This window comes from Candidatus Flexifilum breve (genome assembly GCF_016713355.1).
Genome location: NZ_JADJPI010000011.1, coordinates 1 through 12,176, shown reverse-complemented (window position 1 = coordinate 12,176; position 12,176 = coordinate 1). Strand labels below are relative to the sequence as shown.

The 12,176-nt window shown below is 56.3% G+C and carries 11 protein-coding genes and 1 pseudogene; 10 read left to right on the top strand and 2 right to left on the bottom strand.

The features are described 5' to 3' along the window. The first annotated feature begins 7 nt into the window (after positions 1-7). Both IPK17_RS11825 and IPK17_RS11820 read left to right on the top strand, forming a co-directional pair. Positions 8-1,729 carry an ATPase, T2SS/T4P/T4SS family gene (locus IPK17_RS11825; RefSeq protein WP_343417897.1) on the top strand — a complete coding sequence of 574 codons (1,722 nt, stop codon included), beginning with the start codon at positions 8-10 and terminating at the stop codon, positions 1,727-1,729. Between the two features lie 7 nt (positions 1,730-1,736). Beyond that, on the top strand, positions 1,737-2,954 hold the full coding sequence (locus IPK17_RS11820) for an ATPase, T2SS/T4P/T4SS family (protein ID WP_343417896.1): 1,218 nt from the start codon (positions 1,737-1,739) through the stop codon (positions 2,952-2,954). Between the two features lie 426 nt (positions 2,955-3,380). Here the strand turns inward: IPK17_RS11820 and IPK17_RS11815 are convergent, their stop codons facing one another. Both IPK17_RS11815 and IPK17_RS11810 read right to left on the bottom strand, forming a co-directional pair. Next, positions 3,381-4,217 carry a hypothetical protein gene (locus IPK17_RS11815; protein ID WP_343417895.1) on the bottom strand — a complete coding sequence of 279 codons (837 nt, stop codon included), beginning with the start codon at positions 4,215-4,217 and terminating at the stop codon, positions 3,381-3,383. Between the two features lie 17 nt (positions 4,218-4,234). Next, positions 4,235-4,888, bottom strand: a complete 654-nt coding sequence (locus IPK17_RS11810; RefSeq protein ID WP_343417894.1) for a DUF4231 domain-containing protein — start codon at positions 4,886-4,888, stop codon at positions 4,235-4,237. A 246-nt stretch (positions 4,889-5,134) separates the two neighbouring features. On the opposite strand from IPK17_RS11810, the gene IPK17_RS11805 reads away from it, so the two are divergent. From IPK17_RS11805 to IPK17_RS11770, 8 genes and pseudogenes are all read left to right on the top strand, one after another. Further along, complete coding sequence (locus tag IPK17_RS11805; RefSeq protein ID WP_343417893.1) at positions 5,135-6,115, top strand: ABC transporter permease; 981 nt, start codon at positions 5,135-5,137, stop codon at positions 6,113-6,115. Positions 6,116-6,124: 9 nt separating this feature from the next. Continuing rightward, on the top strand, positions 6,125-7,033 hold the full coding sequence (locus IPK17_RS11800) for a carbohydrate ABC transporter permease (RefSeq protein ID WP_343417892.1): 909 nt from the start codon (positions 6,125-6,127) through the stop codon (positions 7,031-7,033). A 97-nt stretch (positions 7,034-7,130) separates the two neighbouring features. Next, entirely contained in the window at positions 7,131-8,315 is a 1,185-nt protein-coding gene (locus IPK17_RS11795; RefSeq protein ID WP_343417891.1) for an extracellular solute-binding protein, read from the top strand. A 4-nt stretch (positions 8,316-8,319) separates the two neighbouring features. Beyond that, complete coding sequence (locus IPK17_RS11790; RefSeq protein WP_343417890.1) at positions 8,320-8,724, top strand: type 2 periplasmic-binding domain-containing protein; 405 nt, start codon at positions 8,320-8,322, stop codon at positions 8,722-8,724. A gap of 111 nt (positions 8,725-8,835) precedes the next feature. Then, a complete protein-coding gene (locus tag IPK17_RS11785) occupies positions 8,836-9,924 on the top strand; it encodes a LamG domain-containing protein (RefSeq protein WP_343417889.1) in 1,089 nt (362 codons plus the stop codon). After that, positions 9,879-11,042, top strand: coding sequence for a glycoside hydrolase family 32 protein (locus IPK17_RS11780; protein WP_343418258.1), 1,164 nt, complete (start codon positions 9,879-9,881; stop codon positions 11,040-11,042). Before IPK17_RS11785 ends, IPK17_RS11780 begins: the two co-directional genes overlap by 46 nt. Before the next feature lie 76 nt (positions 11,043-11,118). Continuing rightward, positions 11,119-11,418 (top strand): LacI family DNA-binding transcriptional regulator, encoded by a 300-nt coding sequence (locus tag IPK17_RS11775; protein ID WP_343417888.1) that lies wholly within the window; start codon positions 11,119-11,121, stop codon positions 11,416-11,418. After that, positions 11,309-12,162, top strand: a pseudogene (locus IPK17_RS11770) (substrate-binding domain-containing protein). The gene IPK17_RS11775 and the pseudogene IPK17_RS11770 overlap by 110 nt, the downstream one beginning before the upstream one ends. The last annotated feature ends 14 nt before the right edge of the window (positions 12,163-12,176 follow it).

Sequence of the window (12,176 nt, the reverse complement as noted above, 5' to 3'; positions counted from 1 at the left end):
AAACAGCATGACCAGCGCAACTGACGCACTGCTCCGGCAAGGGATTGAAGCTCTCAAACAGGGACGGCGAGGGACTGCCCGCGAACTGCTCGAAAAGCTGGTCAATGACGAACCAGCACATGAATTGGGCTGGCTGTGGTTAAGCGGTGCGACCGATGATCATGAGGAGCAAATCATCTGTTTGGAAAATGTGCTAACGCTCAATCCGCAGAATGAACGCGCCCGCAAGGGGTTGGCGGCGCTCAAGGCTAAGCGCCCCGACCCGCCACCCCCGGATGCGTTTGGCGCAGCCTATGATCTGCCCGATTTCGGTGAAGAAACGCCCTTTGGTGCTGTGGACGACTCCGATGTGGAGAGCGGTTTTTCTGACTTTGAAGTTTCCACACCTGCCGAACCACCGCCGATCATTCCGTCATGGGAAGCTCGATGGCAAAGGGAACAAGAACACCGCCAGCAGTTGAGTGACCTCCAAAACAGAATAATGCGCGCGCTGCTTTATGAGCTGGAACCGAATTTTGAATATCGGCCTGATTCGGCGGCGGTCGACGAGCGACTGCGTGATCTGTTCAATGAGATTTTAGCCGAGGAATACGTTGTGCTGACCAGAACCGAGCGCGAGCGGCTGTACAGCGCGACGATCAGCGAGCTTTTCGGCTACGGCCCGCTCGATCCGCTGCTGAAAGATGAGTCGATCACGGCGATCATGGTGAACGGTCCCAAACTGATCTTCATCGAGCAGAATGGGCAAAAATCACTGTCCGGGGTGGTCTTTGAGGATGATGGGCATGTGCACCGGATCAAGGATCGCATCGCTGCCCCGCTGGGGCGGCGGATCGACGAAATCGTGCCATTTGGCGATGCCCGACTGCCCGATGGCTCGACGGCGTACCTGACCGTGCGCCCGATTGCGCTGAATGGACCAAGCATGACGATCCGCAAATACCGACGCACGCCGTTCACGGTCGAGGATTTGCTGAGCTACAACAGTGCAACGCCTGAAATCTGCACTTATCTCCAGATGTGCGCGACTGCCGGGATGTCGATATTGGTCACGGGCGGCCTTGGCGCAGGCAAAACGACGCTGTGCAACATTATGGCCGGGTTTATTCCCGCCAACCGCCGGTTGATTACGCTGGAAACGATCGCCGAACTTCAGGCGCAGCATGAACATGTGGTAACGCTCGAATGCAGCCCGCTCCAAAGTGATGGGCAACGCGCAGTCAATACCCTCGACTTGATCGAACAGGCGCGGCATTTACGCGCCGATGCAGTGCTGTTCGGGCCGCACATGAATCAAGGCGGCGGCGAACGGCTGTTTGTGCTGCCGAAAGATCCTCCAGCCCAGCAGATCATGGGCAGCCTCGACGGCGGCGACGCGCGCGACGCCATCACACGCTTGGAGATCATTGGTTTACAGTCTGACGATGGTCCACTGGAAGTCCTGCGCCAACGGATCGCTGAGCGGTTGCAGGTCATTGTACACATGCGGCAGCTGCACGATGGGTCGCGCAAAATCGCTGGCATCTGGGAAGTGACGGGGCTGAGCGGCGGCGAAATCAGTCTGTCGCTCATGTTCGATTTCCAGCCAGCCGGGATGGTCAATGGCAAAGTCTACGGCGAACACCGGATCGTAACCACGAAGAGCCAGTTCATCGACCATTTTGTCCGCGCCGGGATGACGCTTCCGCCTTTCCTTCAGGGTTCGCCCGGTAAGCCGCGGAGCAAATGAGGATACGATGTCATTGTTGAGACCCAGACCATCCGGTATGCAGCGCGCGTCTTCGCCATTTGCTTACCGTGACCTGATCAAAGATCTGGCGGCGAAGGTCACGGATACGCTGGCGGCTGACGGTGGCGGCTCGTGGCTGATGCGGTACCAGAACCGGGTGCGCTACCGTCCGGTCGTAAGCGAACAGCTCGACAAGCTGTTCATGGAGGAACAGCTTGTGCTGTCGCGGGTGGATCGGCACAAGCTGCAGGCGACGATCTTCAGCGAGATCTGTGGCTTTGGCCCCCTGGATAGTCTGCTTGACGATGATAGTGTGAACGAAATCCACGTCAACGGCCCCAAAAACGTGTATATCAAGCAAGCAACCGGTATGCAGCGCTCAGAGGTGGTCTTTGATGATCCAGCGCATATTCTGTGCATATTCGAACGTTTCACGCTTCTTGCTGGAAACTATACGCAAAACGTCGCTGGCCTCAAATGGGTCACTCTGCCTGACGGGACGCACATCACTGCCGTGATCGACTCGGTTAGTGTGACGGGACCATTGTTGACGATTGTTAAAAGCGCCGAAGGCCGCGCCGATAATGTGCTGGCGCGCTTTGGACTGACCAAAGAGGCGCTTAAGCTGCTGATCGATGCAGTTCAAAATCGGCGCAATCTTGTCCTCTGCGGCACGAGCGGCAGCGGCAAGACCGCCCTACTCAACGTATTGGCGAAGTCGATCCCGGCGGCTGACCGGGTGATCGTAATTGAGCGCGGACGTGAAGTGAATATCGATGTGACGAACGATCTGCGCCTGACGCTGAGCGATGAAACCCAGCTCACAGCGGTGGATCTGCTGCGTTATGCCACAACACTGGCGGCGGATCGCGTGATTATCGGCGAATTGGAAGGGGACGAGACGGCCTTGTGGATCGGAAGCGATCAATCGCGGTTGTCAGGGAGTATCGCGGTCGTACTGGCGCGTGATCCGGAAGATGCCCTCACCCAGATCATGCAGCAGTGCGCGCAAACGCTGCAGACGAGCAGTACCGACGAAACTGTGAGCGAATTCGTCGCCAGCGCTTTGCATCTCATCGTACATCAAGCCCGCATGGAAGACGGATCGCGGCGGGTGGCGCGCATCAGCGAAATTACGCCTCACGGTACGCTGCATGATCGGTTTGTCTTTCAAGTGTCAAGCGCTGCGGATGGAGTGATTCAGGGCATGCTGCACGAGGCTTGAGCAAAAGTTGTAATAGCAAGGACATGAGAGCAGGGCGGTTTACTGGCCGCCGTACATGCGTTTCTGCGTCAGCAGTTAGGATTCTACGGCCATAAATAAGCAAAGCGCCCTACTTTCACACCCTTAGATCGAGGTTTGCTTGTCATGCTCGCCAGTCGATTGAGGACGTGGAGAAATGTCTTGCTCATCGTCAAGCCCGACACCCTGCTCAGATAGCATCGGCAAGCACACTGGAAGCTGAGTCGAATATGCTCCGGATGAAACGGCGGGAACATTCCCGCCGTTTTTTGTTGCCGTGTTTCCCCCTACCCGAACACGCGAACAATGTTTCCTTTGGACACATGGCGATCAAGGAGAATTCTGACCCGCTACCCTCTTTAAACGTCCCTATCTTGTATAGGCTTTCCCTAACCTTGCCGGTTGATTTTACTGCTTCGGGTCTGTTTCGTCGTCCGGTTTGGTCCCTGCGTCTTGCGCAAACTGGGCGCGGATTTCTTCCAACAGCCGCTTGTTCGCTTCTGTAGCCGCTTGAATCCGCTCCATCTCCTGACTCAAATAATCGCCAATCTGCTTCGGTAAGCCCGTGGCCACTTTTCCGGCAATTTCGCGTTCAGCGTCGACAAAGCGCTGGAGTGATTCGGGCGTGCGGATGATCTGCCCCCACTGGGCGGTTTCATCACGCATCACGCCTAAGGTTCCGTGAGCATACGCTTTCAAGCTGCCCAGATAATCTACATCGTCCATATCGGCGAGAGGTGACTTCGCATCGGCAACCTCCAGATTTTCCAGCGCCACATCATAAATATTCACCAGCCGGTCCCACTGGTACAAATCGGCAAGGGTACCGAACGCACCGCCGAGCGCCGGAGCAAGCACCGCCACTATCAGCAGCAAGGGGATTACATTGTTGGAAAGCGAACAGCTGAAAGGGGGTGTGGCGGGTGTTGTTTGTGGCGTGACTGCTGCACCATCGGTTCCTGCTTCTGGAGTCGTTTCGATCTGCACCTCCACCCCCGTGTCACTCAGTGCATTGACAAGCCGTGTCGTTTCGCACTCGGTTGGAGTCACGATCACAATAAATGCGGCCAGCGCGGAAGCGAGCCCCGTAAGCAATGCGAACAATGCGCGCAGTCGATTAACCTGACTCGCAGCCGTGCGGTTCCGCTTCAAGGTGTTTTTGTAGAACTTACGCTGATCATCGAGGGCAAAACGCTGGAAGATCTGGTACGACAGTTCGAGTCGCTCGCGGTTGAATTCCGGCATGATTTCGCTCCTAAGACCTACAGGCCCTCATCGGGAAAAACACCACGATTAATGTCTGCGACACGTTCCGACAGCTTTACCCGCCGTCCAACGGAGTCGAGTTCGTTGTATGGCAGCAAATTCATCAGGAAACGAAAGTATTCGCGCCGCAGTTGTTCAGCACGGCGGCGATTGGTCATCCAGAGCGGTAGCGGCGGCTCGCGACCGCTGATGGTCGCTAGGAAGACCGCCAGCAGCGCCACAACGGTTTCCAAAAGCCCCCAGACGGCCAGCCAGTTGCGATCACTCCCCGCAAGGGCGAGTGCTTGGAATGATCCGAAAGCGGTAGCGACGGCAGCCAGCACCAAAAACAGAATTTGGTAGAGGCGATACGCGTTCTGCTGTTTGGAGGCCATGTGATCCCGCTCACGAAATAGGCGCAACATTTCCTCTTCGAGGAATTTGATATCAGTTCGGATTGCATTGGAAGTTTCGGGGCTGGCGTCGGCGAGCAGGGCTTCTAGTTCTTCGGGTTTGATCAGTGGGGTTAGCTGTGGTTCGGCAGGCTGGAAGTGAAAATAGGGCAGGAACTGCATCCAATCTGGCCAGCCTACGCGGTATTTTTTCTCTGCTTGAGTATTAGGCGCTTCGGAGTGGAGAGAGCTATCGGCATGCTGAACAGGACCGCTCACAACACCTCCTAAAAATCAGGATGAAATTAAGTATTTAGATTCTCTTTACATTATCAGTTATATGTCAAAATGCGCAACTATAGCGGACGGATCAACTTCTGCAACCTGAGTGGTTCCACGTTTCACCAGATTCTTGACAAGTAGTTCAAATCGGATAAAATTGAAATCGATTTCAATTTGTTTGCCGATTTATTTGATCGGAAATTGAAATCGATTTCAAAATAGTGCATAGATTGAGGAATATGTATGGCAAACGCATCGTTGTCAAAGAAAACCCGCGTAACTTCGGGCAGATGGTTTGCTGATCTGAATTCGGAAAATCTGCGGCGCACGCTGCGCAAAATCCTGACGAACTGGCAGCTCTATGTATTCCTACTGCCGACAATCCTTTATTTTCTCGTGTTCAAATACGGCCCGATGTACGGCATCCAGATTGCCTTCAAAGACTTCGTGCCGACAGAGGGAATCTGGGGCAGTCCCTGGGTCGGTCTTGAACATTTTCAACGCTTTTTCAACTCATTCCAGTTTGGAACGCTGCTGCGCAATACACTGGTTCTGAGCATCTACGCGCTCGTCATCTCGTTCCCACTGCCCGTTTTCCTGTCCCTGCTGATGAACCAGTTTCCGGTGGTGCGCTACCGTCGTCTGGTGCAGACCGTTATTTACGCGCCAACTTTCATTTCGACCGTGGTCCTCGTCGGCATGATCAATGTGTTCCTCTCTCCTCGCAGCGGCTTGATCAATCATCTCGTCGTGCTGTTTGGTGGACAACCCGTCCAGTTTATGGCGAGTCCCGACTGGTTTCCGTCGATTTACGTCTGGTCAGGGGTATGGCAGGGAACGGGCTTTGCCACCATCGTCTACATGGCGGCACTGGCCTCGGTCGACCCGGCGCTGCACGAAGCGGCGATTATGGATGGAGCGAGTAAATGGGGGCGTATTCGCTATGTCGATCTGCCCGCCATTATGCCGACCATCATCATTCTGCTGATTCTGGCGGTGGGCAACATCATGAATGTCGGGTTCGAAAAAGCGCTGCTCATGCAAACGCCTCTCAATAAACCAACTTCCGAAATCATCCAGACTTATGTTTACAGTCTGGGGCTTCAGCGCGCACAGTACAGTTTTTCGGCGGCAGTCGGCGTGTTCAATTCCGTCGTCAACCTGATCCTGTTGTTTATGGTCAATCGGTTTGCGAAACGCGTCTCTGATACGAGCCTGTGGTGAGGTGAAGCGATGCGCATCTTTCAACCTGTGATCCGAATTCTCGCAACGGATCGAACCTTCAATGTCTTCACGTTTATCGTTCTCACGCTTACGCTGCTGCTCGTCTTTTATCCGCTGTATTTTCTGGTGATCGCTTCGGTCAGTAATCCGGATGCGGTGTACTCGGGCTCGGTCTGGTTGCTCCCACAGGGACTGACCTTTGAAGGTTTCAACCGCATCTTCGCCGACGACTCGATCCTGATTGGTTACCGCAACAGCGCGATCTACACGATCGTGGGTACGTTCGTCAGCGTCTCGCTGACGCTCACGGCGGGCTACGCGCTCTCCCGCAAAGACTTGGTCGGGCGTAATCTGATCATTCTGTTCTTCGTCGTCACCATGTTCATCGATGGCGGCTTGATTCCGCGCTACCTCCTGATCCGCGATCTCGGGTGGTTCAACACCATCTGGGCGATGGTTATTCCGAATGCGGTTGGCGTGTGGAATCTCATTATCACGCGTACCTTCTTCCAGATCACGATCCCGGACGAACTTCGGGAGGCGGCTTCGATTGACGGCGCTTCCAACATCGCCTTTTTCCTCCGCGTGGTGCTGCCGCTGTCAGGCCCCATCATCGCGGTGATGGTCTTGATCCATGCGGTCGGCAATTGGAATTCCTTCTTTGACGCTCTGATCTTCATTACGCGCGAAGATATGTATCCGCTCCAGTTGGTGCTGCGGAACATTCTCACCCAAAGCGATGTCACCGCGAACGCGGCGATGCTCACGGGCGTGACCTCGTACGCCGATCAGCAGCGCGTCACCGAATTGATTAAGTACGGCATGATCATCGTCGCTTCTGCGCCTATGATCATCCTGTATCCCTTCCTCCAGCGCTATTTCGTCAAAGGCATGATGATCGGCGCGATCAAAGGCTAAGCAGTAGTGAAAGGCATGGCTATCGAGTGATTTCACTGTCGGATTCGTTGTTTTTTGTGTCATCGATTGATATCGATTTCAATAAAGGAAAAGGGAAATGAAACTCAGACTTATCGCCTTACTCCTCGTGGTCTTCGTCGCCTTACCCGTCATGGCGCAAGATGGCGTCACCCCGTGGGTGATTTCGCCGGAACCGCTCACCGCCGAACCCGTCACACTAGATATTGTCGCGCAGAAGGCCGGCCCGCTCACACCCGATTTTGATCAGATGGTGTTGTTCGACTGGGCAGAAGAGCAGACGAACGTACAGGTCAACTGGACGAACATCGCCAATGCCGACTATCAGGAACGCAAAAACCTGATTCTGGCGAGCGGCGATCTGCCGGATGCCTTCTGGAACACCGGCTTCTCCGATGCTGACATCGTGACTTACGGCGGCAATGGCACCTTGATCCCGCTGGAAGACCTGATCCCGCAGTATGCGCCGAATGTGCAGGCGGCCTTTGAGCGCTACCCGGCGCTGCGCGGCGCTGTGACCGCACCCGATGGTCATATCTATGCGCTGCCCAGCTTCGTCCAAATGGGCGAGGGCTCCGGGATTGGTGCGATACGCTTCTTCCACGCCATCAATCAGCAGTGGCTCGACAACCTCGGCTTGGCGATGCCGACGACGATGGATGAACTGCACGATGTCCTGGTCGCATTCAAGACGCAAGACCCCAACGGCAACGGCGTGGCCGATGAAATTCCGTTCAGCTTCATGTTTGACTGGTGGTGCGCGGACATCGGCGATCTGTTCGGCGCGTTCGGCATGCCCGACACCATCGCCGACTACGAACACCTGATCGTACGCGATGGGCAGGCGATCTATACCGCAGTGCAGCCCGAATACCGCGACGCCATCACCTATTTCAACCAGTGGGCGCAAGAAGGCTTGATCGATCCTGAATCGTTCACGCAGGACGTGCAGACGTATCTGGCGAAGGGCAAGGCGGGCGATGTGTCGCAGCTTGGCTCGTACATCTGGTGGGAAATCGAAGAAGTGGTTGGTCCGGAGCGCGCTGACCAGTACACGTTGGTCCCGCCGCTGGTTGGCCCCACCGGTGAACAAGGCGTCGGTCACGCGAATGGCTCGGGCTTTGGTCGCGCGGCGTTCGCCATCACGTCGGCAAACGAACATCCTGAACTGACACTGCAATGGGTCGATCTGTTTTGGCGAACCGTACGTCTCGGCGCAGGTGATCTGGGGTCCGGTTGGCACCATTTACGAACAAGATGCTAATGGCATGCTCGTCAACCTGCCGCTGCCCGAAGGCGTGTCGATGGGCGAGTTCCGCCAGACGGTCGCGCCGGAAGGTCTCGGTATCATTTTCAACGAGGACTTCGGTCGCGTCGTCGACATGGAACCGCGCGCCCAGCAGCGCATTGCCGACCTGAGCTCGATCTACCTGCCGTTCGCCGAAGATGAATGGTATCCGACCGTGTTCTTCACGCCCGAAGAGCTGGACCAACTCCAATTGATCGAGTTCGACATCAACGAGTTCACGAACCTGAAGCGCGCTCAGTGGCTCGCCGAAGGCGGCATCGAAGGGGAATGGGACGGCTATCTCGCTCAGCTCGACAGCATGGGCTTGCCGCAGTTGATGGCGATTTATCAGGCGGCGCTGGATCGCTTCAACGCCGCGAATTAAGTCCAGCACCGTTCAAGAAACTATGCGATGGGGAGTCCTTCACAGGACTCCCCGATAGAAGTCGTACTGTATCCGTTTGAATTGAAGTGAACTACATAAAGGAGTCCATGCATGGGCAGCAGCACTTTGGGCGCGTGGTGGACATTTGATGAAGGTCAGGGTAACACGACCACCGAGCAGGTGAGCGGTCGTGCAGACTCCATCGCTTATGTCTTCAACAACGCGCGCTACAAACCGTCCAGCGATCCGCTGTGGCGCGCTGGCATTCGTGGTCAGGCGCTGCTGTTTGACGGCTATTCCACGTGGATCACGCACCCAGTTGATGTGTTTAGCACGCCAACCCGCGCGCTGACAATTTCTGCGTGGGTTGCGCCGCGCACCTTTGAAGCCGGAATCGGCGGGCAGTTAAGCGTGATCGTCAACCAGCATGATCGCTTGCTGCAGCAGGGCTTCATCCTCGGTACGTTCACACATGGCGCTTGGTCACTGCAAATCGGTACAGGGAGCCAATGGCTGGAAGTCTGGTCGCGTGACCGACGCCTTCCGCGCCATGTCTGGTCGCACGTCGCCGCCACCTTCGACTCGGTCAACGGCTGTTTACGGCTCTACCTCAACGGCGAACCCGTCGCGGAGCAGACCTATTCAGGTGGATACACGCTGCAAGCTGCCCCGAAAGATGTGCTGATCGGCAAACACAACACGCCCGTGCAGGTAGATGTGTTTGAAGCCAACTGCTTCGACGGGCTCATCGATGAATTGAAAATTGACTCGGTGGTGTGGACGGCTGAGCAGGTAAAAGCGGTCTTTAGCTCCGATCTGGAAGCCTATCGCGGCGTCATTCCGCCAGCAGATACACGCCCACGCCGCAGTCGTTATGCAGGTGATATTCACCGTCCACAATACCACTTCATCCCGCCGCAGCACTGGATGAACGAACCGCACGCGCTGCTGCACTTCAAAGGCAAGTATCACATCACCTACCAGCACAACGCGCACGCCCCCTTCTGGCATCACATTTCGTGGGGGCACGCCGTGAGCGACGATCTCGTCCACTGGAAAGACCTGCCGGACGCGATCATCCCCGAAAAAGCTACGGTCGCACCGATGGTATCTGGTCGGGCAGCGCCAGCATCGATGGCGAGGGCAACCCGGTCTTGTTCTTCACAGCGGGGAACAACGCGCTGTCGCCCAATCAAATGACCGGGCTGGCGCGCAGCACCTACCGCGACGATGGCGATCTGAACCTCACCACCTGGGTCGTCCATGAAACACCCGTCACCGTGCTGAATCAAGACCTCGAAATCATGGGACATAAAGTGCTGCCGCATGAGTTCCGCGACTCGTATGTGTGGCGCGAAGATGATGTCTGGTGTCAGTTGGTGGGCGCGGGGGTGCAGGAGGTTGGCGGGACGGCGCTGCTCTTCACCTCGACCGATCTCGTCCACTGGACGTATCAGAAGCCATTCCTCGTCGGCGACATGCAGCGCTACCCGCTCGTCAGCATGATGTGGGAACTGCCCGTGTTTCTGCCGTTAGGGAAGGGTAAGCATATTTTCCTGTTCAGTCCGTGGTGGGCACCGGGACATCCGAGCGCGCATTTCCTGAAGTATGTGCCCTACTGGATCGGCACATGGGATGCTGCCACACTGACCTTCACGCCCGATAATGCTGAGCCACGGCTCTTCGATTACGGCGAACACTTCACCGGTCCCAGCGGATCAGTGGATGAGTATGGGCGCAGCATTGTCCTCAACATCGCCCAAGCGAAGTGGAACGCGCAGATGGCGTATGATTCCGGTTGGTGGGGAAATGCTGGACTGCCGATCCAACTATTCTTGCACGAGGACGGCGAACTGGGCCTCAGACCAATCCCGGAACTGGAAACCCTACGTACGGATCACCTGATTGCGCTTGAGAACGTGTCTCTAGCGGAGGCAAACACTCAGTTAGAAGGCCTTCGGGGCAAGATGCTGGAAATAGAAGTGACGGCCTGCATTGCCGAGGGCGAACGGTTTGGCGTGAGTGTGCGCCGCTCTCCGCAGGGCGAAGAAGAAACGCGCATTGGCTATGACGCGCGCCACGCGCAGTTCTTCATCGACCGCAATCGAGCGAGCTTGAGCGCGACTGTTCATCAGCAGGGGGTACAAGGCGGTTCACTCCGGCTTTCCGACGGGAGACTGCGCCTGAAGGTGTATATCGACCACTCGATGATCGAAGCGTACGCCAATGATCGCAAGAGCCTCACCAGTCGCGTGTTTCCCAGACGGGAGGATGCGACCGGACTAGCCTTGTGGGGAGAGAGCGATCTCCCTGATTGAGCGGGTAGATGTCTGGGCGCTGGGTTCTGCGTACAATCAGGGGGATTGATCGCACCCGGTGCTGAAGGAAACTGCCATGGACAACAAAAAGCTCACGATTCAAGATATCGCCAAACGTGCAGGAGTCAGCCCCGCGACCGTCTCCCGCGTGCTGAACAATTACGCGCACGTCAGCGAGAAGAAGCGGGCGAAGGTCATGGCAGTCATCGAAAATCTCGATTATCGTCCAGCTTTACGGCGCGCACAATGCGGACGCAGCGTTCACCTTGATCGGTTTCTTGACCGATCAAGTCGCGACGACGCCGTATGCCGGGGATATTATTCGCGGCGCGCAGGATGTGCTGTGGGAGACGGATCACATTCTGATGGTGATTAGCGCCGGGGATAACCTCGAGCACGCGCAGCAAGCAGTCGATGCGCTGCTGGAACGCGAAGTTGAAGGCATCATCTATGCCGCGATGTATCACCGCCCCGTCACGCTGCCCGCGAACATCTACTAAGTGCCTACGGTGCTGGCCAACTGTTACGTCGACGATCGATCACTGCCGTCCGTGGTTCCCGATGAAGTCCAAGGCGGGTATGCAGCCACTTGCGAGCTGCTCAGGCGTGGACACCGGCGTATTGGTTTCATCAACGTCAACACGGTGACGCCCGGCGTGCCCGCATCGCGCGGACGACTCCAGGGCTATCGCCAGGCACTCGCCGAATACAATGTGCCGTTCGATGCGGCGCTGGTGGGCTACGGGTATGGTGCGGCTGAACATGGTTACGACTACACCAAAGTGTTGATGTCGCTCGACCCCGCGCCGACAGCACTATTTTGTGGTAATGACCGTATGGCAATGGGGGCTTATGATGCGCTGCGCAAACTGGGCTTGAAATTCCCGACGATGTGGCCGTGATCGGCTTCGACAATCAGGAAATCATCGCCTCGGCTCTGCATCCGAAGTTGTCCACGATGCAGCTTCCTCATTATGAGATGGGGCGCTGGGCGGCAAATTATCTGGCAGCGCTGGCGGAGAGCGATGAGCCCGACGAGACGGCGATCCAGCAGATCATGCACTGCCCCTATCGAACGAGAGTCGATCAGCTGAGTCATTCCAGCTGGTCGCGTCTGTAAAGTGTACCGAGTAT

Coding starts and splice junctions, on each gene's coding strand:
- IPK17_RS11775 (WP_343417888.1), top strand. CDS start 11,119: ATGGACAACAAAAAGCTCACGATTCAAGATATCGCCAAACGTGCAGGA.
- IPK17_RS11820 (WP_343417896.1), top strand. CDS start 1,737: ATGTCATTGTTGAGACCCAGACCATCCGGTATGCAGCGCGCGTCTTCG.
- IPK17_RS11785 (WP_343417889.1), top strand. CDS start 8,836: ATGGGCAGCAGCACTTTGGGCGCGTGGTGGACATTTGATGAAGGTCAG.
- IPK17_RS11790 (WP_343417890.1), top strand. CDS start 8,320: ATGCTCGTCAACCTGCCGCTGCCCGAAGGCGTGTCGATGGGCGAGTTC.
- IPK17_RS11795 (WP_343417891.1), top strand. CDS start 7,131: ATGAAACTCAGACTTATCGCCTTACTCCTCGTGGTCTTCGTCGCCTTA.
- IPK17_RS11815 (WP_343417895.1), bottom strand. CDS start 4,217: ATGCCGGAATTCAACCGCGAGCGACTCGAACTGTCGTACCAGATCTTC.
- IPK17_RS11800 (WP_343417892.1), top strand. CDS start 6,125: ATGCGCATCTTTCAACCTGTGATCCGAATTCTCGCAACGGATCGAACC.
- IPK17_RS11825 (WP_343417897.1), top strand. CDS start 8: ATGACCAGCGCAACTGACGCACTGCTCCGGCAAGGGATTGAAGCTCTC.
- IPK17_RS11805 (WP_343417893.1), top strand. CDS start 5,135: ATGGCAAACGCATCGTTGTCAAAGAAAACCCGCGTAACTTCGGGCAGA.